The organism is Aliidiomarina indica, from assembly GCF_015354615.1.
In the GTDB taxonomy this organism is placed as follows: Bacteria; Pseudomonadota; Gammaproteobacteria; order Enterobacterales; family Alteromonadaceae; genus Aliidiomarina; species Aliidiomarina indica.
In genome coordinates this window covers 1-358 of sequence record NZ_JACAVQ010000023.1, presented here as the reverse complement: position 1 = coordinate 358, position 358 = coordinate 1, and the positions used below count along the sequence as shown (strand labels likewise).

Genomic DNA, 358 nt, shown 5'->3' with positions numbered 1-358 from the left:
CTGCATAAAGCTCCTCAATCGCTTTCTTAAATGAATCAGCGCGTTCTTCAAGAGAGTCCAAAGTCTCGCTCTCAGGATTCGAAGTCCCTAGTCTATGATATTGCCCTCTCGACAATAAGTTGGCAAACGCCGCCGACACCGCCCCATTTGCAAATTTGCCGCCAACAACCTGCGAGGCGGTGCCACCTAAAATTACGCTTGTGGCTAGGTCTCCGCCAGCATTGTTTGCCATCTGCCCCATACCCGCACTGACAAATCCATGATGGAACGCGCCCCCGCCGAGCATGCTTGTAAATCCGCCGCCGACACCACTGACAAACGCCGTAGTAGATGATGCTGCCATGCCGCTAAAGGAATG

The 358-nt window shown here is 53.1% G+C and carries 1 protein-coding gene; it reads right to left on the bottom strand.

What is annotated here, in order from left to right; genetic code table 11:
* Positions 1 to 358, bottom strand: a 358-nt coding sequence (locus HXZ99_RS12090) for a hypothetical protein (RefSeq protein ID WP_228518005.1), incomplete at both ends; no start/stop codon positions are given.